The organism is Paenibacillus sp. Marseille-Q7038, from assembly GCF_965111595.1.
In genome coordinates this window covers 275001-293940 of record NZ_CBCOOM010000002.1, presented here as the reverse complement: position 1 = coordinate 293940, position 18940 = coordinate 275001, and the positions used below count along the sequence as shown (strand labels likewise).

Annotated in this window: 20 protein-coding genes and 1 other RNA gene (1 of these 21 running past the window's edge); 20 read left to right on the top strand and 1 reads right to left on the bottom strand. The window is 42.3% G+C overall.

Annotated features, from left to right (window positions below):
* From ACWPWY_RS18585 to argS, 9 genes are all read left to right on the top strand, one after another.
* A complete protein-coding gene (locus tag ACWPWY_RS18585) occupies positions 1-339 on the top strand; it encodes a Na(+)/H(+) antiporter subunit C (protein WP_160034311.1) in 339 nt (112 codons plus the stop codon).
* Positions 332-1816, top strand: a complete 1485-nt coding sequence (locus tag ACWPWY_RS18580; RefSeq protein ID WP_454193141.1) for a Na+/H+ antiporter subunit D — start codon at positions 332-334, stop codon at positions 1814-1816. The genes ACWPWY_RS18585 and ACWPWY_RS18580 overlap by 8 nt, the downstream gene beginning before the upstream one ends.
* A gap of 3 nt (positions 1817-1819) precedes the next feature.
* Entirely contained in the window at positions 1820-2296 is a 477-nt protein-coding gene (locus tag ACWPWY_RS18575; RefSeq protein WP_454193140.1) for a Na+/H+ antiporter subunit E, read from the top strand.
* Entirely contained in the window at positions 2296-2580 is a 285-nt protein-coding gene (locus ACWPWY_RS18570; RefSeq protein ID WP_454193139.1) for a Na(+)/H(+) antiporter subunit F1, read from the top strand. Before ACWPWY_RS18575 ends, ACWPWY_RS18570 begins: the two co-directional genes overlap by 1 nt.
* Positions 2564-2977, top strand: coding sequence for a monovalent cation/H(+) antiporter subunit G (mnhG, locus tag ACWPWY_RS18565; RefSeq protein ID WP_454193138.1), 414 nt, complete (start codon positions 2564-2566; stop codon positions 2975-2977). Before ACWPWY_RS18570 ends, mnhG begins: the two co-directional genes overlap by 17 nt.
* 279 nt (positions 2978-3256) lie before the next feature.
* Positions 3257-4084 carry a polyamine aminopropyltransferase gene (gene speE, locus ACWPWY_RS18560; RefSeq protein WP_454193137.1) on the top strand — a complete coding sequence of 276 codons (828 nt, stop codon included), beginning with the start codon at positions 3257-3259 and terminating at the stop codon, positions 4082-4084.
* Positions 4085-4100: 16 nt separating this feature from the next.
* Entirely contained in the window at positions 4101-4970 is an 870-nt protein-coding gene (speB, locus tag ACWPWY_RS18555; RefSeq protein ID WP_454193136.1) for an agmatinase, read from the top strand.
* Between the two features lie 266 nt (positions 4971-5236).
* Complete coding sequence (locus ACWPWY_RS18550) at positions 5237-5656, top strand: DUF1934 domain-containing protein (protein WP_454193135.1); 420 nt, start codon at positions 5237-5239, stop codon at positions 5654-5656.
* Positions 5657-5660: 4 nt separating this feature from the next.
* Complete coding sequence (argS, locus tag ACWPWY_RS18545; protein ID WP_454193134.1) at positions 5661-7340, top strand: arginine--tRNA ligase; 1680 nt, start codon at positions 5661-5663, stop codon at positions 7338-7340.
* A 118-nt stretch (positions 7341-7458) separates the two neighbouring features.
* On the opposite strand, the gene ACWPWY_RS18540 is transcribed toward argS, so the two are convergent.
* Entirely contained in the window at positions 7459-8613 is a 1155-nt protein-coding gene (locus ACWPWY_RS18540) for a S8 family peptidase (protein ID WP_454193133.1), read from the bottom strand.
* Positions 8614-9027: 414 nt separating this feature from the next.
* On the opposite strand from ACWPWY_RS18540, the gene rpoE reads away from it, so the two are divergent.
* From rpoE to ACWPWY_RS18485, 11 genes are all read left to right on the top strand, one after another.
* Positions 9028-9573, top strand: a complete 546-nt coding sequence (gene rpoE, locus ACWPWY_RS18535) for a DNA-directed RNA polymerase subunit delta (RefSeq protein ID WP_454193132.1) — start codon at positions 9028-9030, stop codon at positions 9571-9573.
* 330 nt (positions 9574-9903) lie between these two features.
* Positions 9904-11514 (top strand): CTP synthase, encoded by a 1611-nt coding sequence (locus ACWPWY_RS18530; RefSeq protein WP_454193131.1) that lies wholly within the window; start codon positions 9904-9906, stop codon positions 11512-11514.
* A 74-nt stretch (positions 11515-11588) separates the two neighbouring features.
* Complete coding sequence (locus tag ACWPWY_RS18525; RefSeq protein ID WP_454193130.1) at positions 11589-11717, top strand: hypothetical protein; 129 nt, start codon at positions 11589-11591, stop codon at positions 11715-11717.
* The gene (locus tag ACWPWY_RS18520; RefSeq protein ID WP_160034335.1) at positions 11710-12084 is read left to right on the top strand and encodes a response regulator; all 375 of its coding nucleotides are present in this window, start codon (positions 11710-11712) and stop codon (positions 12082-12084) included. The genes ACWPWY_RS18525 and ACWPWY_RS18520 overlap by 8 nt, the downstream gene beginning before the upstream one ends.
* 190 nt (positions 12085-12274) lie before the next feature.
* Positions 12275-13129, top strand: a complete 855-nt coding sequence (gene fba, locus ACWPWY_RS18515; protein WP_191804898.1) for a class II fructose-1,6-bisphosphate aldolase — start codon at positions 12275-12277, stop codon at positions 13127-13129.
* Between the two features lie 170 nt (positions 13130-13299).
* Positions 13300-14553: a UDP-N-acetylglucosamine 1-carboxyvinyltransferase gene (locus tag ACWPWY_RS18510; RefSeq protein ID WP_454193129.1), complete on the top strand. Its 1254-nt coding sequence runs from the start codon at positions 13300-13302 to the stop codon at positions 14551-14553.
* A gap of 274 nt (positions 14554-14827) precedes the next feature.
* A complete protein-coding gene (gene rho, locus ACWPWY_RS18505) occupies positions 14828-16144 on the top strand; it encodes a transcription termination factor Rho (protein WP_454193128.1) in 1317 nt (438 codons plus the stop codon).
* Between the two features lie 107 nt (positions 16145-16251).
* On the top strand, positions 16252-16449 hold the full coding sequence (gene rpmE / locus ACWPWY_RS18500) for a 50S ribosomal protein L31 (RefSeq protein WP_191804905.1): 198 nt from the start codon (positions 16252-16254) through the stop codon (positions 16447-16449).
* 121 nt (positions 16450-16570) lie between these two features.
* An RNA gene (gene ffs, locus ACWPWY_RS18495) (signal recognition particle sRNA large type) lies at positions 16571-16838 on the top strand.
* A gap of 211 nt (positions 16839-17049) precedes the next feature.
* A complete protein-coding gene (gene dnaX, locus ACWPWY_RS18490; protein WP_454193127.1) occupies positions 17050-18783 on the top strand; it encodes a DNA polymerase III subunit gamma/tau in 1734 nt (577 codons plus the stop codon).
* A 41-nt stretch (positions 18784-18824) separates the two neighbouring features.
* Positions 18825-18940, top strand: partial view of a YbaB/EbfC family nucleoid-associated protein gene (locus tag ACWPWY_RS18485; RefSeq protein WP_160034347.1) — the start only. Its footprint extends 196 nt past the window's final position; the window shows 116 of its 312 coding nt (coding positions 1-116); the start codon lies at positions 18825-18827; the stop codon falls past the right edge of the window.

The following is an 18940-nucleotide window of genomic DNA, read 5'->3' as shown; positions in this document are numbered from 1 at the left end:
ATGGAAATTATTATGAGTGTTACCGTAGGTATCCTGTTTGCTATAGGGGTGTATTTAATTCTTTCAAGGAGTTTACTTCGTCTTGTACTAGGTCTTTCCTTGTTAACTCATGGCGTACACTTACTTCTGATGACCATGGCCCGTCTTAAGACGGGCGCACCTCCCCTTTTAGGGGAGAAGGCCGAGAACTATGTAGATCCGCTGCCACAGGCATTAATTCTAACATCCATTGTTATTAACTTTGGACTTTTGGCATTCTTTTTCGTCCTTGCGTATCGATCCTATTTGAAGTTAAAGACAGACGATATGGAAGAAGTAAGGGGGCCGAAATATGAATAATGCGGTTGTTCTACCGATCTTCTTGCCTGTACTAACCGGAATTTTGCTCATTCTCTTTATGAAATCAGTCCGGATGCAGCGCGTGATCAGCGGAATTGGTTCTATAATTACGCTCTTGGTTACCGCCTTTTTATTCTATACGGTGTCCACATCAGGACTCCAGGTTCTTAATATGGGGGGATGGGCAGCTCCATACGGCATCGTATTTGTTGCAGATACACTTGCTTCCTTATTAGTGTTGGTGTCTTCCGTTATTTCTGTAGCTTGTACTTTTTATGCGTTTCACAGCATTACAGAAGAGCGCGAGAAACATCACTTTTATGTGTTTTTTCAATTTTTAATGGCAGGTGTAAATGGATCTTTTCTAACAGGTGATCTATTTAATTTGTTTGTTTGCTTCGAGCTGATGCTGATTTCCTCCTATGCGCTTTTGGTTCTGGGGAATACGGAACGTCAGCTTAGAGAGTCATTGAAATATGTGCTTATTAATATGGTTTCGTCATCTTTACTCGTCGTAGCTATTGGATATTTGTACTCTGTAACAGGAACCATTAACATGGCGCATCTGTCTGTACGGGTAGCTGAAGTAGGTCAAGATGGGATTTTAGGTGTCATTGCTTTATTGTTCTTGCTAATTTTCAGCATTAAAGCGGGGCTGTTTCTCTTTTTCTGGCTGTCTGGATCGTACGCAGCGCCGCCGGCTCTTGTTACTGCCTTATTCGCTGGTTTGCTGACCAAAGTAGGCCTTTATGCCATCGTAAGAGTATTTACGTTAATCTTCTATCATGATCCGGAATTTACAAACGTCATTATAGGCTGGATGGCAGGAGCGACGATGTTGCTTGGGGTTATTGGAGCAATTGCTTATAAAGACGTTAACAAAATACTTGTGTACAATGTCGTAGCTGGTGTTGGATTTGTTGCTTTTGGTATGGCTGCAGGTAATAAGCTGGCACTTGAAGGTCTGATGTTTTATCTCGTACATGACATGATTATTAAATCACTGCTCTTTTTACTTGGAGGAGCACTCATTGCTGCTGCGGGTACATCTAACTTGAACAATATGGGCGGGATGATTAAGAAATATCCTGTACTCGGATGGATGTTTTTTGTTACCGCGCTTGCTCTTGCCGGAGTGCCGCCACTGAGTGGATTTCCAGGTAAACTGATGTTATTTGAAGGCGGACTTGATGCAGGTCTCTATGGACTTACAGCCATTGCTGTCATTGCAAGTTTTATTATGCTGTACTCTGTGCTGCGGGTGTTCATCTATGCATTCTGGGGCAGTGATAAGACGATCCACGGAGGGACCACACAGATTTCCGTGAATCGACTGCTTGTTCCGTCCGGGTTCCTGTTTATACTGATCATTGGTATAGGGGTATTTGCTGAAGTTCTCTATCCTGCGCTCTCTACAGCAGCACACGTACTGATAGATCCTAATCTTTATATCGATAACGTTTTGAAGGAGTGGTGATTGATGGCACGACAAATCATACTTAATTTGATCATCGCCTTCTTATGGATGCTTCTGAATCAATCCTGGACGGGAGCCGGTTTCGTAACGGGATATGTTCTAGGTCTTTTGATCATTGGAATCTTCCGGCGCTTTTTCCCTACTCCGTTCTATATTGTTCGGATCTGGGCTGTCATTAAGCTGCTGAAACTGCTTCTGGTCGAACTATTCCGTTCGTCATTTCAGGTGATTGGCGCAATACTTAAACCAAAGCTCGATATTACCCCGGGTACTTTTAAGTATCGGACGGAGCTGACTTCGGATTTTGAAATTATGCTTTTGTTTCTATTCATCTCCTTAACTCCGGGAACGCTTGCGCTGGAAATTTCAAAAAATAAACGTACGTTATATATCCATGCCTTTAATATGTCTGAAGAAGAGGAAATGGTTTCAAGCATTCGGAATTCCTTTGAAAAAGCCATAATGGAGGTGACGAGATAATGCTACAGATGATTCTAAACATTTCTTTGCTTCTATTAGGTATCTCAATACTAGGCTGTCTCTATCGGATACTAAAAGGTCCTTCTATGGCAGATCGAATTACTGCACTCGACACCATAGGGATTCAGCTCATAGGAAGTGTGGCAGTTCTCTCCATGCTGCTTCATACACAGGCTTATGTAGATATTATTTTGCTTATTGGCATCTTGGCTTTTATTAGTACCGTTGCCTTTGCAAGATTTATCGAAAGGGGGGTCGTACTCGAAAATGATGACGATCTTTAGTATACTCATCGGGCTCTTAGTTCTGTTTGGTTCTATCATCAGTGTACTGAGCGCCTTTGGACTTATTCGACTTCCTGATGTTTATCTCCGTGCTCATGCAGCGACAAAGAGTACAACACTTGGGATTCTATGTATCCTTTTTGGTAGTTTCTTGTTTTTCATTGTATTTGACGGGTATATAAGTGCAAGGCTTCTATTAGGTATTCTGTTTGTGTTTATGACAGCGCCTGTTGCTGGTCATCTTAATGCTCGGGCGGCCTATCGTACAGATGTCCCGCTCTGGAAAGGAACAGTTCACGATGCACTAGCCCCTGTCCTTCGAGGGAAGAAGCGTATTTTAACAGAGGAAGAAGAAGTATCAGTGGATGAAAAAGACGAGTCAAAAGTTACGGAGTGATATTCTTCACAATATCTTTACAGTTATTTCGGATTTAACGTATAATGCAAAAGTGCGTTTAAAGGCACAAACGTTTAGTACAATATTTAGAAGTGAAACGGAATTCATACTGGTGCGAGCCAGGAACGTCTTTTCCATATCGCTTCGTAAACGCTGTTTACGATGGAGAACTCCAGCTGAGCTGGCCTAAATCATAGGAAACCCTTGCTATATAGGGCCATTTTACGGCGATCATATGACGGCTGAACACTTATTCTATTCGAGAGAAGGTAGTTAACGATGGAATTGTGGTTTACGGAGAAACAAACTGAAAATTTTGGTATTACAATGAAGATTAAAGAGACTTATGTAAGTGAGAAAACAGATTTTCAGGATTTGGCTATGGTAAAAACCGAAGAGTTCGGCAACATGCTCTTACTTGATGGTATGGTAATGACAACAGAAAAAGACGAATTCGTATATCATGAAATGGTTGCGCATCCGGTTCTATATACACATCCAAACCCAGAACAAGTTCTTGTTGTTGGCGGCGGAGACGGTGGAGTTATTCGTGAAGTGCTGAAACACCCTCAGGTGAAAAAGGCAGTTCTGGTTGATATCGATGGAAAAGTTATTGAATATTCCAAAAAATATTTGCCAAGCATTGCGGGTGGGCTAGAAAACCCTCGTGTTGAAGTGCTTGTAAACGATGGTTTTATGCACATTCATGATCATAAGAATACTTATGATGTTATTATGGTAGATTCCACGGAACCAGTAGGTCCTGCAGCGAATCTCTTTACACGCGGTTTCTATCAAGGGATTTATGAAGCGCTGAAAGAGGATGGTATTTTTGTTGCTCAAACAGACAATCCTTGGTTTAAGGCAGATCTAATTCAAAGTGTGAACAAAGACGTGAAGGAAGTTTTCCCGATTGTTCGTGTGTACGCTGCGAATATTCCAACCTATCCAAGCGGATTGTGGACATTTACCTTGGGAAGCAAGAAATATGATCCGCTTGAAGTGGATGAGAGTTCAATTCCTGAAATTGATACAAAATACTATACACCGCGTCTTCACAAAGCAGCATTCGTACTGCCTAAATTTGTAGAAGATTTGATTAAATAGAGGAGGTCTTTTACGAATGAAGCTTGATCAAGCCTATTCAGGCAACGTGTTTATCTGCAGTTCTGAAGATTATGCGGGTGCCAAAGCTGTTATTTATGGCATGCCTATGGATTACACCGTTAGCTTCCGCCCAGGTTCCCGTTTTGGCCCGGCACATATTCGTCAGGCTTCGGTTGGACTTGAGGAGTATAGCCCTTACCTCGATAAAAGTATTGTAGATCTGAATTATTATGATGCGGGAGATTTGCTGCTTCCTTTCGGGAATGCAAGCCGCAGTCTTGATGTCATTCGTGAATATGTAGAAGGTCTGCTTGCGGATAATAAAATTCCAGTGGGTCTCGGCGGAGAGCATCTCGTGACTTGGCCGGTAATTGAAGCAACCTATAAAAAATATCCTGATCTTGCGATCATTCATATTGATGCTCATGCTGATCTTCGTGATCAGTATGAAGGAGAACCGCTCTCTCACTCTACTCCAATTCGTAAAGCTGCTGAGCTTATGGGTGGAAAGAATGTCTATCAATTTGGTATCCGTTCTGGTTCAAGAGAAGAGTTCCAGTATGCGCGCGAGCATATTAACTTCCATCCGTTCGATGTGGCCGAGCCTTTGAAAAAAGAACTTCCTTCTATGGGCAATCGACCTGTCTACGTTACCATTGATATTGATGTGCTTGATCCTTCTGCAGCACCGGGAACGGGTACAGCGGAGGCAGGCGGAATTACCTCTAAAGAGCTTCTGGAAGCAATCCATGCGATTGCTGGATCCGATGTGAATGTGGTAGGTTTCGACGTGGTAGAAGTGGCTCCAATCTATGATCCTACACAGCAGACTCCGATTGTGGCAGCGAAGCTCCTTCGTGAAATGTTGCTTGGATTTGTGAAGTAAACTTCTTACTTTCACATTTTATTTATTACGCAGATAAGAAATCTTCGTAAAGACTACACCCTTTAAACCTCCTGATTTTTTAATAGTCAGGGATTTAAGGGGTGTTTTTATGTGTGCCGGGCATAAATTCCTTGTTTCCACTAAAAAACAGGTTCTTTTTGTAGCTATAGGCAGGATTTAAATTTGAACAATATCGGTAAACTATATAGAATATATAAGAGATGAATGAAGAAAGTACGCCTATGAATAGATGGGAGAAGAAAATAATGTCAGTATGGAGTCCTGTCAAACTCCAAATTCACAGTGTCGCTGATGGTGAGAAAGTAAATCAGCAGGTTGTGGGTGAAGCTTTACGGAAAGGCAATGCCTTATATGTACGATATGTGGAAGAAGAACAGCTGCCTGGAAGTGAACCTATTCGTAATACGGTGAAGATAACAGACAACAGTGTAAAGTTGATTCGGCACGGTGGTGTAGAATCAGAGCAAACATTTGAACTGGGAAAAAGGCTGCCAGGTTTTTATCGTTCACCTTTTAGTTCCTTTGCTTTATCTACCGATACGAAAGAGCTGTCTCTATCCTTGTCGAATTTATCGGGGAAGATTTCGTTCAGCTATGATTTATATGTATTTGAGGAACAATCAGGACAATTGTCTATTAGTATAGAAATTCAGGAGGATCAATAAAATCATGACACGCAATCCACTCGATCTAATTAACGAGCAGGTAACTAAAGGAATTCAAGAAGCCATACTTTCTGCAGGGCTGGTTACATCGGAAGAAATGCCGAACATTGTACTCGAAGTACCAAAAGATAAGAATCATGGAGACCTTGCAACAAATGCGGCGATGCAGCTTACTCGTATAGCTAAGAAAAACCCTCGCATGATCGCTGAACAAATCATTGAACATCTGAATCTTTCAGAAGCAGGGATTGAATCAGCAGAAATCGCGGGACCAGGATTCATTAATTTTCGTTTAACGAAAAGTTTCTTGTATCCTATCGTTGAACTTGTTCAAGAACAAGGGGATGATTATGGCCGCGTTAATCTGGGAGAAGGACGTAAAGTTCAAGTTGAGTTTGTTAGTGCGAACCCAACAGGAAGCCTTCATCTAGGTCATGCCCGCGGTGCAGCTGTAGGCGATGCTCTTTGTAATGTGCTTGACTTTGCAGGTTATGAAGTCACTCGTGAGTACTATATTAATGACGCTGGTAACCAAGTGTTCAACCTTAGTAAGTCTATCGAAGCTCGCTATCTTCAAGAGCTGGGTCAAGAAGTTGAGATGCCGGAAGACGGATACCACGGTGCCGATATCCGTGGTTTTGCTAAGGAATTAATTGCGGAGAAAGGTCCCGCTCTCCTTGAAATGAGCCCAAGCGACCGATCCGCATTTTTTAGAGATTATGGTTTGGAGAAAGAGCTAGATAAAATCAAACGTGATCTAGGACGATTCCGTGTATCCTTCGACAATTGGTTTAGTGAGACTTCACTTTATGATAACGGTGCAGTACTTAACGCACTGGATGAACTCCGAGAACGGAATGAGATTTTCGAAGAAGAAGGAGCAACTTGGCTCGAAACTACGAAGTATGGCGATGACAAGAACCGGGTACTCATTAAGAATGATGGTACCTATACTTATCTGACTCCAGACATTGCTTATCACCGGGATAAATATGCTCGCGGATATGACACCATGATTAATATTTGGGGCGCCGATCACCATGGATATATTCCAAGAATGAAAGCAGCAATGGAAGCACTCGGTAATGATCCAGATAAATTGATTGTTTTGATTGCTCAAATGGTCAGCCTGTTCCAAGACGGTGAGAAAGTGAAGATGTCCAAGCGTACAGGTAAAGCTGTAACAATGGAAGATTTAATGGAAGAAGTGGGAGTAGACGCAATTCGCTACTTCTTTACAATGCGCAGTATGGATTCTCATCTTGATTTTGACATGGATCTGGCGATTTCTACGTCGAATGAGAATCCCGTATTCTATGTTCAGTATGCGCATGCTCGTGTATGCAGCGTGTATCGTCAGGCTGAAGAGCAAGGAATAACGATTTATCCAGTGCGTGATGTTGATATGTCCAAACTGACTTCAGAACATGAATACAACTTGCTTCGCAAGCTTGGCGAGTTTCCTGAAGAAATTGCAACCGCAGCAAAAGGACATGCACCACACCGTATCGTACGTTATGTATATGAACTGGCTTCTATGTTCCACAGTTATTATAAAGCTGAACGAGTGATTACGGATGATGCAGAACAAACACAAGCTCGTCTCGCTCTGCTCGGTGCAGTGCGAATCGTAATTAAGAATGCTCTGAAACTTGTCGGCGTAAGTGCTCCGGAGAAAATGTAAGCAGGTTTAAGTACTCTATGGAAATATGTAAAACCCTCCCTTGAACGGGAGGGTTTTTTGTGGTTTTAAGTTCCTATGAAACTATCATAGTTAGGTACGATTAAGCCGTTTATAAAATTCATAGTTTCATCCCTTCCCGAAGAAGGCGCAGTGCATGCAGTTCTCCTCCTTGATCGGCCCCTCTTGTGGCCTTACGGGAACGCAAAGGGGTTGCTGTTTTCCTAATTAGATTCTTGATCTCATCAGGAGTTAAGCCGGGTCTTTCCGCCATAAGTAACGCGATCGCTCCGCTTACATGTGAAGTTGCCATCGATGTTCCGCTCATTTCATGATATTTTCCCTGTACCCAGCAGGAATTTATATTTTTCCCAGGTGCATAAATATCAACATGTGGACCTCGATTGCTGAAATCGGCTATATGCCGATTCTCATCTGATGCTCCAACCGAAATCGTTTGAGTGTATCTTGCTGGATAATCTATGCTTCTTCGTTTGCCGTCATTTCCTGAAGAAGCGACGATAACAATACCTTGTTTGGTGGCTCTGTTAACGACATCCAGGAGTGCCTTGCTCTTGGTTCTCATACCAAAGCTCATGTTAATGATATCTACTCGATTACGGACGCACCAGTCAATCCCTAGAATGATATCCGATACATAGGCAGAGCCTTGATTGTCAAAAGCCTTAACCGGATAAATAACGGATCTTGGTGCCACACCTATAATTCCTTCCACACTGTTGGCTGCTGCGATCGTTCCTGCAATATGAGTCCCATGTCCGTTATCATCAAGCGGGAGCATGTTCCTATTCAGCAAATTGATTCCTCTGGCTAATGAATGTCTAAGATCAGGATGCTGATAATCAGCTCCAGTATCAATAACGGCAATTTTAATTTTATGTCCCGTTGAAGTAGACCATGCTTTAGGAGCTCGGATTTGTTTTACTCCCCAAGGAACGCCCAGACTGTTTTCTGGTTTTGGGATTCGAGCGGATGCGGAGTGAACCTTGATTTGGGTGTCCTGTTCAATAGTAACTTCGCTGTGAGAGTGAATTAGCCTTGCGGAGGAGGGGAGAGGGACAATGAGCGCTCTTATTAAGTGCGAGGCACGGATATACTGGAGCTTGCTGAGGGAAGGTTTCATTTTACGCAACTGATCTAGGCAATCCCAGTATTGGTGTGGTTTCATAAAACGAATAATTTGATGTCTTCCGGCTGGGCGGGAGGTGTGTTCAATTTCATTATGGATCATTTTCAAAAATGTGGAATAGTCCATTTTGGGAAGTCCCCCTCTGGATGCCATGCTTGAGGTATACTATGAGGGACACATCCAAGCCGCATGGGAAACTTGCCTGTTTTTTCTGATAAATAGGCCCTTTGGTTCGTGTCAAAATGGAAATATACTCATACTATACATGGAGAGCTTCATAGCTCTTGCGGGGACCCGTAGAAGAGGATTTCTTCAGGGCGGATACAGTCAGAAGGCGGGGGAGGGACCTCCGTCTTTTTTATCTTAGGATTCGCTTTGAGAGAAGCGGAAATATTTTTGAAGATAATCTCCTTACATAAAACTTGCATTTTAGTGCTAAATAGGTTTTACTTATGTTTGTTAATGGATATGTTAGATATAGATCCAAGTTATTGAAACGAAAAAAGTCAGTGAATTATGTGTGAGAGGAAGTGTCCGCAAGTGAGTACCTCACTCAAATTAAAATTAGATCCAGAGCAAATTCGTGAGATGCCGTTAGTTGACTTGGCATTTATGGTACTGAAAGCAGTCAATACACCTATGTACTACCGTGATCTTATGCAAGAGGTAGCTAAACAGCGTGGTTTGAATGCTACAGAAGCAAATGATGTCATCGCTCAGCTATATACCGAAATCAATATTGATGGTCGTTTTGCCTATGTAGGAACCAATCTTTGGGGTCTGAAGCGTTGGTACCCAATAGATAAGTCTGAGGACGGCGTAACAGGTACGAAACGTCCAAGAATTATCAATGACGACGATGATGATGATGAGGAATATGTTGAGGAAGAAGATACACTAGACACATTTACAAGTGAAAAAGAAGATTTCGACAGCCCAGATGAAGATGAAGACGAAGATGAAGATCTCTTTGATGACGACTCTGATGAGGAAGAAGAAATTATCGGTGATGAAGAGCTTGATGAAGAAGAAGATCTGGAAGAAGACGACGATGATTCTTCAGAAGATGAAGAAGAGTTAAAATAGTCCATAATCTGGTCTTATAAAGTCTGTGAACATCCTTGACAAAAGATCATGCAAACGAGTAAACTATTGCATGGGCTTATGATTGAACGACAATAATTACACTTGTTTTTATATAAAAAAGTGCCCCGTTTTTTCGGGTGTGCTTTTTTGTTTTTTATAGGGGAAGTTGATAGGTAAAAAAATGGACCGCCTCGATCGTGGAGGCGGGATGTTTTTTTGCAAGCAATTTTTGCATTTTCCCTTTTTTTACGATGATAACCTGAAAAATGGGTTAGGATAACATCATAATGTCGCCTGATTTTAACGGACTTTTATAGGAGGGTATTAGTAGTGACAACAAAGTATATTTTCGTGACGGGCGGGGTTGTTTCTTCCCTGGGTAAAGGGATTACGGCTGCATCTCTTGGGAGATTGCTCAAGAACAGAGGACTTAAAGTAACTATTCAAAAATTTGATCCATACATCAACGTTGACCCAGGAACAATGAGTCCTTATCAGCATGGTGAAGTGTTTGTTACAGACGATGGTGCGGAGACAGACCTTGACCTTGGACACTATGAGCGTTTTATTGATATTAATTTATCCAAGAACAGCAATGTGACGACAGGTAAGGTTTATTCATCTGTTATTAGTAAAGAACGCCGCGGAGAATATCTGGGTGGTACGGTTCAAGTTATTCCTCATATTACGAACGAAATTAAAGAACGTGTTTTACGTGCAGGTCGTGAAGCAGGGTCGGACGTTGTTATTACTGAAATTGGCGGAACTGTAGGCGATATCGAGAGTCTGCCGTATCTTGAAGCCATCCGTCAACTCAAAGGTGATGTAGGCCGTGACAATGTAATGTATATTCACGTTACTTTGATTCCTTATATTAAAGCTGCTGGCGAAATCAAAACAAAACCGACACAACACAGTGTAAAAGAACTGCGTAGCATCGGTATACAACCAAATGTTATCGTCTGCCGTACGGAGCGAGAGCTTTCTGCAGATGTTAAGGCTAAACTAGCTCTTTTCTGTGATATTGATCCTCATGCTGTGGTGGAATGCCGCGATGCAAGTACTCTTTATGATGTTCCTTTGATTTTACGTGATGAGGGTCTTGATGAGATCGTAGTAAATCATTTGAAGCTGACGACTCCTTTGCCGGATATGAGCGAGTGGGAGAAACTCGTTAGCCAAATCAAGAAGTTAGAAAGAACAGTGGAGATTGCTATTGTTGGTAAATATGTTGCCCTTCATGATGCTTATCTTAGTGTTGTTGAATCTCTTTCCCACGCGGGATTTGCTGCGAATGCAGATGTTAAACTTCGTTGGGTTAATGCAGAAGAAATTACAGATGAGAACGTGGATGAGCTTCTACACGGAATCGGCGGTATTTTGGTGCCAGGCGGCTTTGGTGATCGCGGTATCGAAGGTAAAGTATCGGCTATCCGTTATGCTCGTGAGAATAAAATTCCGTTCTTCGGCATTTGCCTTGGAATGCAAGTATCTGTAATTGAATATGCACGTTCTGTTGTAGGACTCACAGATGCAAACAGCTCTGAAATTAATCCTTCTACCGAGTTCCCTGTAATCGATCTTCTTCCTGAACAAAAGGATATTGAAGATTTGGGTGGTACGATGCGACTGGGACTATATCCTTGTAAGTTGCAAGAAGGTTCTCTTGCAGCAGCATGCTACCAAGATGAACTGGTATACGAAAGACATCGTCACCGGTACGAGTTTAACAATCAATATCGTGAAATGATTGAAAATGCAGGACTTGTTATTTCTGGTACTTCACCAGATGGCCGTCTCGTCGAAATTGTGGAACTGCCAGACCATCCTTGGTTCTTGTCTGTTCAATTCCATCCGGAATTCATTTCACGTCCAAACCGTCCGCAACCTCTTTTCCGTGAATTTGTGAAAGCATCTCTTGCTCATTCAGAGAACTTGTAGAGATCGGAACAAAGTCCCAGATCGGGCTTTGATTTATATAGATATAAAAGACCCCTGTCAGGGGTCTTTTTTGTTTGAGCAAGAGAAGCAGGATTTATCAGAGAAAGGTAGAATCTTTAAATAAACAACCTAATGGTCATTTAGGTAAGAATGATGAGCGGGTAGAATCGATAGATAAGATTGCAGGAGGTTTAGATGAATAATAAAAAGGTGCTCATTGTCGATGATCAAAATGGAATTCGAATTTTGCTCATGGAGGTATTTAACAGTGAAGGGTATACAACTTATCAGGCAGCTAACGGTAAGGTTGCTCTTGAGATCGTTGAGAAGCATACGCCTGATCTCGTCCTGTTAGATATGAAAATCCCTGGAATGGATGGTTTGGAGATTCTTAAACATATCAAAGAAATGAACCCTTCCATTAAAGTGATTATGATGACGGCATATGGAGAACTAGATATGATTAAAGAAGCTACAGAACTAGGTGCTCTTATGCATTTTACGAAACCTTTTGATATTGATGAGATGCGTGTTGCGGTTAATATGCAGCTCAGCGGGGTAAACACATAGCAAGGAAGGTGTATGAAGTCCTGTCTTCCTGGGCAGGATTTTTTGTAGTGGGTTTTTCCCGTGTGGAAAAGAGCACAGCTATTTTTATTACCTATGTTTAGTATTTGACATGGGATGTGGTATAATAAGTCCCGTATGTGAAGTCGGCTTTAAACCATAGACAAACAATCATTCTAGGAGGATTTAAACCATGCCATTAGTATCTATGACAGACATGTTGAACAAAGCTCTCGAAGGTAAATATGCAGTTGGACAATTTAACATCAATAACCTTGAGTGGACTCAAGCTATTTTGGGTGCTGCTGAACAAGAAAAATCTCCAGTAATCCTTGGTGTTTCTGAAGGTGCAGCTCGTCACATGGGCGGATTCTACACCGTTGTAAAAATGGTGGAAGGTCTTATTCACGACATGAAAATTTCCGTGCCTGTAGCGATTCACCTAGACCATGGTTCCAGCTTCGATAAATGTAAAGAAGCAATTGATGCAGGTTTCACTTCTGTTATGATTGACGGATCTCATCATCCAATCGACGAGAACGTTCAAATCACTAAACAAGTAGTTGAATATGCTCATTCCAAAGGTGTTTCTGTTGAAGCAGAAGTTGGTATCGTTGGTGGACAAGAGGATGATGTTGTTGGTGAAGTAATGTACGCGAAACTTGACGATTGCGTTCGCATCGTTAACGAAACAGGTATCGATACACTCGCTCCAGCTCTTGGTTCTGTACACGGTCCTTACAAAGGCGAACCAAACCTTGGATTTAAAGAAATGGAAGAAATCCGCAATGCAGTTCATACTCCACTAGTTCTTCATGGTGGTACAGGTATTCCTGAGCATGACATCAAAAAAGCGATCTCTTTGGGAACATCCAAAATTAATGTAAACACGGAGAACCAAATCGCATTCGCTAAAGTTGTTCGCGAAGTTCTTGCTGCTAAACCAGATGCTTACGATCCTCGTACGTTCATTCAACCAGGACGTGAAGCAATCAAAGAAACAGTTATTGGAAAAATGCGTGAGTTTGGATCCAGCAACAAAGCGTAAGATTGCTCTTTAAATTAATAATATAGCTACTAATGGAAACACACCGCTTAGTCGGTGTGTTTCCATTTTTAATACAATTTTTGTTTCATGATGAGGATATGTTATACTAACTTTGCCAATTAGAACTTTTTTTTCGGCTAGAAGTGATTTCTAGGGGGACCCTTTACCTTATGGAAAAATTAATGATTAGTGGTGGACGTCCACTACAAGGTACCGTTACGATCAGCGGTGCTAAAAACAGTGCGATTGCACTGATTCCGGCAGCGATCTTAGCCGAATCAGAAGTTATACTTGATAATTTACCTTTACTCAGTGATGTTGCCGTTTATTCCGAAATTCTTGAAGAACTTGGTGCAAACGTTTCGTGGGAAGGCAACCAGATGAGAATTGATCCGACAAATATTATCTCGCTGCCGATGCCTAATGGTCCCGTTAAGAAACTTCGCGCTTCCTACTATATGATGGGAGCAATGCTTGGTCGTTTTAAGGAAGCGGTTATTGGACTTCCTGGAGGATGTAACTTTGAGCCTCGACCAATTGACCAACATATCAAAGGATTTGAAGCTCTGGGTGCTACGGTCACTAATGAACATGGAGCTATTCATCTTCATGCCAAGGAATTAAAAGGCGCTAAGATCTATTTGGATGTTGTTAGTGTAGGAGCAACTATTAATATTATGCTTGCGGCCACTCGTGCCAAAGGCTCTACAATTATCGAAAATGCGGCTAAAGAGCCTGAGATTATAGATGTAGCAACACTTTTAAATTCTATGGGTGCTTCGATTAAGGGAGCAGGTACAGAGACAATTCGTATTGAGGGAAAATCGGAACTTCGAGGTTGCCGTCATTCTATCATCCCTGACCGTATACAGGCAGGGACCTATATGATTGCTGCAGCAGCAACGCGTGGAAACGTTCTTATTGACAATGTCATCCCTAAACATCTGGAAGCATTAACAGCGAAGCTGATTGAGATGGGTGTTGGGATTGAAGAACTTGACGAGAGCATTCGTGTTATTGGAAAAGAGAAGTATGAGAGCATTGACGTTAAGGCGCTTGTTTATCCAGGCTTCGCAACTGACTTGCAATCACCAATGACCAGTTTGCTGACGCAGGCAGATGGGGTCAGTGTACTGAGCGACTTTGTTTATAGTAACCGTTTCAAGCATGTTCCTGAATTAGCTCGAATGGGTGCAAAGATACGAGTCGAGGGACGCTCGGCAATTATAGAAGGGCATCCGCTGAATGCAGCGAAAGTAAAAGCAACAGATTTACGTGCCGGTGCTGCATTAGTTATTGCTGGACTGACTGTAAGTGAAGGAGTAACAGAAGTTACCGGAGTAGAGTTTATCGATCGAGGTTATGATCATCTAGTTACCAACCTGAGAGAGCTTGGTGCTGACGTTTGGCGACAGAATGACTAAGGAATGATCCTTATTTTCATAAGGGGTATAAAACTTAAGTAAAGAAGTATATCTTTGGTTGAATATCCCTTGTGAAAATGGGTAAACCTATTTTAATAGATTTGTTTATTACAATGTATGAAAGCGCGGAACATATCATTTGCAATATACAGGGTATTTTCCGTACAATGGAGAGTAAGAGCGTCTGAATGTAATTCATGAGCTTATTATACAAGGCTGCACCGTCAGCTGTTCTCCTTACAACGGACTTAATAATTGAATAGGTGGTTATTTTATGGATCTACAAATCTCTGATCTGGAGGTAATGAAGCTAACCGATTTGTACAAGTTAGCAAAAAAATACCAGATCCCTTATTATGGGCAGCTGAAGAAGAAGGAACTCGTTTTCGCTATTCTTCGTGCACAAGCAGAACAAAGCGGGCTTATGTTTATGGAAGGTGTTCTAGAAATTCTGCCTGAAGGTTATGGTTTTCTTCGCCCGATAAACTATTTGCCAAGTAAAGAGGATATATACATTTCTGCTTCACAAATTCGTAAATTTGATTTAAGGACAGGAGATCTTGTATCAGGTAAATGTCGGACTCCTAAAGAGAATGAGCGATATTTTGGGCTATTGCAAGTCAATGCTGTTAATGGTCAAAGTCCTGACCTTGCCGCAGAAAGACTCCATTTTCCAGCCTTAACTCCTCTATATCCACAGAAAAAGCTAACGCTTGAAACATCCCCAACGAATTTATCTACCCGAATTATGGATGTGCTTGCTCCCGTAGGTTTGGGACAGCGCGGTCTTATCGTTGCTCCACCCAAAGCGGGAAAAACGCTTCTTCTGAAAGAGATTGCAAACAGTATTTCAACTAACAATCCAGAAATTGAATTATTTGTATTACTGATTGATGAACGTCCTGAAGAAGTAACGGATATGCAGCGTTCTGTAAAAGGGGAAGTGGTAGCATCCACTTTTGATGAACTTCCGGAAAATCATATTAAAGTAGCTGAACTTGTACTCGAACGTGCTTTACGTTTAGTAGAAGCTAAAAAGGATGTCGTAATTCTTTTAGATAGCATCACCCGTCTTGCGCGTGCATACAACCTGGTGATTCCTCCTTCTGGACGAACACTCAGTGGTGGTATTGACCCAGCGGCATTCCATCGTCCTAAACGGTTCTTCGGTTCGGCCCGTAATGTAGAAGAGGGTGGAAGCTTAACTATTTTAGCGACAGCTCTGATTGATACAGGATCCCGGATGGATGATATCATTTATGAAGAGTTTAAAGGTACCGGCAATATGGAGCTTCACTTGGACCGCAAACTTGCGGAACGTCGTATTTTCCCAGCCATCGACATTCGTCGTTCTGGTACACGCCGTGAAGAAGTTCTCCTTAGCAAAGAAGAACTCGATGCGATTTGGGCTGTGCGCAAAAACATGAATGACAGCCATGATTTTGTAGAAGGCTTCCTTAAAAAACTGCGTAATACCAAGACGAATACAGAATTTTTGGCTTCGCTTGATACAGCGAGTCAAACGAGCAATGCAGGAAACGGTGCACCACGCCGATCAAACCGCACAACAACAGCTTCAGCAACAACGTAAATCTGGGCTGAAGGATTGCATTTGCAAAATGTACATGCTATAATTAATGCTGTGTTCTTAATAACTCTGGATCCGCATGAGGTTCAGGGCAAGAAGAGGTGAAAGTCATGAATGAAGCGATTCAACCAAAATATCACATAACTACAGCTACTTGCGCTTGTGGTAACACATTTGAAACGGGCTCTGTTAAAGAAGCACTACGTGTAGAGGTTTGCTCCGCATGTCACCCGTTCTTCACTGGTAAACAGAAATTCCTGGATGCTGGTGGTCGTGTTGATAGATTTAAGAAAAAATACGGTATCTAATTTTGATATGAGGCTTGCGTTTCTACGCTCGCCTCATTTTTGTTTTCTTTGGAGATAAGTAAATAATGGATGGGTCATAATCGGTTGCAATTTTGCTTGTCTTGCGATATAATTGTTTTCACCGTGCTAGATGGGGAGGTAGCGGTGCCCTGTAACTCGCAATCCGCTGTAGCGAGGTTGAATTCCTGTTAGAGGTTTTGTCGATGTGAGGTTTGGTCTCTGCATGCAATGTTGACGGCTGGGTCCTCCGCAATGAGTACTTGTGAACTTGGTCAGGTCCGGAAGGAAGCAGCCATAAGCAAGACCACTCTTGTGCCGGAGGGGTGCCTAACCCGAGTTGTTATGCAGGGGTGCCGCTTGGATCGCAATTATCGATAACAGGTGCACGGTTCTATTTTTTTAAAAATCAATAAGTAACATGTTATATAGGGAGAAACGGACATCTTTGCATATATTTGCAAGGATTTTTTTGTTTTTATGGGACAAAATGAAAGGCTAATTTATACGTAGCTGCTTTTAAAGTTTTGATTGAGCAGGGAATATAGTATAATGAAGCCACGACAAAAGGTCACGAGACATGTGGAAAGAGGGTAAAGCACAGTGGAACATATTGCGTTGTACCGTGCTTGGCGGCCTCAGTCGTTTCAAGACATGGTTGGACAACAGCATATTATTCAGACCTTACAGAATGCCATTCGTGAACAGCGGATTTCGCATGCGTATTTATTCAGTGGTCCACGAGGAACAGGGAAGACAAGTGCGGCCAAAATTTTGGCCAAAGCTGTTAACTGTGAACGTGGCCCAAGCACTGAGCCGTGCAATGAATGTGAAGCATGCCTTCGAATTACATCTGGAGCAGTAATGGATGTTCAAGAGATTGATGCGGCCTCTAACCGAGGGGTTGAGGAAATTCGTGATCTTCGCGAAAAAGTAAAGTATGCTCCAACGGAGGTTCGTCATAAAGTGTACATCATTGATGAGGTACACATGCTGACGACAGAGGCATTTAATGCACTTCTTAAAACGCTTGAAGAACCGCCGCCGCACGTGATGTTTATTTTAGCAACAACGGAGCCTCACAGACTTCCGGCAACGATTATCTCTCGCTGTCAGCGGTTTGATTTTCGCCGAGTTTCGCTGGAGGAACAGACAGAGCGTCTTGCTATGATCTGTAAAGAAGAGGGGATTACTGCCGAGGAAGAGGCACTTCAGTATATTGCCCGTCTTTCGGACGGTGGTATGCGCGATGCGCTGAGTATTCTTGATCAGGTTTCTTCCTTTACAGGAGGACAAGTGACATACAGTCAGACGCTGGATATGACCGGCGGCTTGCCAGCAGAGCAGTTTGGTAAACTTGCTCAGTTTCTTCTACAGGGAGAAGTGGGCGAGGTACTACAGACGGTAGAGCAATTCATGCAAGAAGGAAAAAGTGCAGATAAGAGTATGGAGAACCTTCTTTATTATTTCCGGGATCTTCTCCTGATCAAAATGGTTCCTAATGCGGAGCATATGACGGATCGTGTACTTGACCCATCATCTTTCAAAGGAATGGCCGAGGCATTTTCGAGGGAACAACTCTTTTATATTATTGATACACTGAATCGTTATCAAAGTGAGATGAAATATGCTGCACAGCCGCAGACATTGTTTGAAGTAGCACTTCTAAAATTGTGTAGTCTTCCTAAGGGTGCAGGTGAGTCTGCTACTGAGGCAGGAGGGGGCACTGCGGTTAGTTCTTCCGAGTTAACTGCTATGAAACGACAAATTGCAGAACTTGAGCAGAAGCTGGAGAAAGCACTGAAGAATGGCGGTGTAGCAGCTGCGAACCAAAATTCAGCAGCTCCGGCGCGATCGAATCGTCCTTCAGCTCCTAGATCCTCAGGGGTAGCCAAAATACCGCCTCATATGGATCAATATATTGCTGAGAAGGACAGTGCAGAATTCACTGAAATCAGCAAAAAATGGAGTCAAATCCTCCAGCGCGTGAAAGAAGAAAAAGTGACGGTTCACGCCTGGTTTGTAGATGGAGAGCCTGTATCTGTTCTAAATGATGCAATTCTTGTTGCTTTCAAGAACAACATTCACCGTGAAACGACAGAGAAACCAGCGAACAAACAAGTGATTGAGAATGTTTTTGAGCAGATGGTTGGAAGACCACTTCGTCTTGTTACGATGCTGCAAAAAGACTGGCTCGCTGCGATTGAAGGTTCCTCTGATCAGAAAAAAGAAGAAGAGTTCACACTCGAAATGGAACAGATGGACGGAAAAAAGGAGCCTTGGATTGACGAGGCACTTGAGCTTTTTGGTGAGAAATTGGTTATCATTAAAGAATGAAACTCTAAATCAAATATAATTCAATTAGGAGATGATGAACGATGAATAACATGAACCAGATGATGAAGCAAGTGAAGAAGATGCAGGAACAAATGCTGAAAGCTCAAGAAGAACTTGGAACAAAAACAGTAGTAGGTACTTCTGGCGGCGGTGTAGT

What these genes read in the sequence shown, in the direction of transcription:
- ACWPWY_RS18585 (WP_160034311.1), top strand. Translation starts at nt 1, where the DNA reads ATGGAAATTATTATGAGTGTTACCGTAGGTATCCTGTTTGCTATAGGG.
- ACWPWY_RS18580 (WP_454193141.1), top strand. Translation starts at nt 332, where the DNA reads ATGAATAATGCGGTTGTTCTACCGATCTTCTTGCCTGTACTAACCGGA.
- ACWPWY_RS18575 (WP_454193140.1), top strand. Translation starts at nt 1,820, where the DNA reads ATGGCACGACAAATCATACTTAATTTGATCATCGCCTTCTTATGGATG.
- ACWPWY_RS18570 (WP_454193139.1), top strand. Translation starts at nt 2,296, where the DNA reads ATGCTACAGATGATTCTAAACATTTCTTTGCTTCTATTAGGTATCTCA.
- mnhG (WP_454193138.1), top strand. Translation starts at nt 2,564, where the DNA reads ATGATGACGATCTTTAGTATACTCATCGGGCTCTTAGTTCTGTTTGGT.
- speE (WP_454193137.1), top strand. Translation starts at nt 3,257, where the DNA reads ATGGAATTGTGGTTTACGGAGAAACAAACTGAAAATTTTGGTATTACA.
- speB (WP_454193136.1), top strand. Translation starts at nt 4,101, where the DNA reads ATGAAGCTTGATCAAGCCTATTCAGGCAACGTGTTTATCTGCAGTTCT.
- ACWPWY_RS18550 (WP_454193135.1), top strand. Translation starts at nt 5,237, where the DNA reads ATGTCAGTATGGAGTCCTGTCAAACTCCAAATTCACAGTGTCGCTGAT.
- argS (WP_454193134.1), top strand. Translation starts at nt 5,661, where the DNA reads ATGACACGCAATCCACTCGATCTAATTAACGAGCAGGTAACTAAAGGA.
- ACWPWY_RS18540 (WP_454193133.1), bottom strand. Translation starts at nt 8,613, where the DNA reads ATGGACTATTCCACATTTTTGAAAATGATCCATAATGAAATTGAACAC.
- ACWPWY_RS18520 (WP_160034335.1), top strand. Translation starts at nt 11,710, where the DNA reads ATGAATAATAAAAAGGTGCTCATTGTCGATGATCAAAATGGAATTCGA.
- fba (WP_191804898.1), top strand. Translation starts at nt 12,275, where the DNA reads ATGCCATTAGTATCTATGACAGACATGTTGAACAAAGCTCTCGAAGGT.
- ACWPWY_RS18510 (WP_454193129.1), top strand. Translation starts at nt 13,300, where the DNA reads ATGGAAAAATTAATGATTAGTGGTGGACGTCCACTACAAGGTACCGTT.
- rho (WP_454193128.1), top strand. Translation starts at nt 14,828, where the DNA reads ATGGATCTACAAATCTCTGATCTGGAGGTAATGAAGCTAACCGATTTG.
- rpmE (WP_191804905.1), top strand. Translation starts at nt 16,252, where the DNA reads ATGAATGAAGCGATTCAACCAAAATATCACATAACTACAGCTACTTGC.